At 53.6% G+C, this 783-nt stretch carries 1 protein-coding gene; it reads left to right on the top strand.

The window, feature by feature from the left end:
• Window positions 1–92: 92 nt before the first annotated feature.
• Window positions 93–783, top strand: a 691-nt coding sequence (locus JYP50_RS21625; RefSeq protein WP_206562655.1) for an REP-associated tyrosine transposase, incomplete at its 3' end; no start/stop codon positions are given.

The following is a 783-nucleotide window of genomic DNA, read 5'->3' as shown; positions in this document are numbered from 1 at the left end:
TGGTTGGGGTCAGGCCTTGCATTTGACGTTTTTGAGGCTGGGAGCTAGCTTCATGCAATACGGTGCTTCTAGCCAGGCGGGAAGGGATTCCAATGGCCAGACCCTTGAGGATAGAGTTTGCCGGTGCCTTGTATCATGTGACATCGCGGGGTAACGCGCGACAGGACATTTTCCTGGACGATGTGGACAGAGAGAGTTTTCTGGATGTGCTGTCCAAGGCCTGTGATCGATATAAATGGTTGTGCCATGCCTATTGTCTGATGGGCAACCACTATCATTTGCTGCTCGAAACCCAGGCGCCGACCCTCTCGAAGGGGATGAAATATCTCAATGGCACCTATACCCAACTCATCAATCGAAGGCACCAAAGAGTGGGGCATGTTTTTCAAGGGCGCTTCAAGGCCATTGTTGTGGATCGTGACAGTTACCTACTGGAACTTGCCCGGTATTTTGTGTTGAATCCCGTGCGCGCTGGTATGGTGCGATCCGCGAAGGATTGGCCGTGGAGTAGCTACAGGGCTACCGCGGGCATAGTACATAGACATCAAGTGCTAACCACTGACTGGTTGTTGGGGAGCTTTGGGCGTCGGCGGGGTTCAGCTCAGGAAGCCTACATGCGGTTTGTCCAGTCAGGGAAGGGGCAGCCGAGTCCATGGGAGGCGCTGAAGAACCAGATTTACCTGGGTTCGGATAAGTTCGTGGAAGATATGCAGTGCAAACTCGATCCCGATCAATCCCTAAGGGATATTCCCAGGCCCCAGAAACTGGGCTCGCCGAAGCCAT

Origin of the sequence: Parahaliea mediterranea, from assembly GCF_017255185.1 — a bacterium.
Classification (GTDB): Bacteria; Pseudomonadota; Gammaproteobacteria; order Pseudomonadales; family Halieaceae; genus JAFKCZ01.
This window is presented reverse-complemented; position numbering and strand designations above follow the sequence as displayed.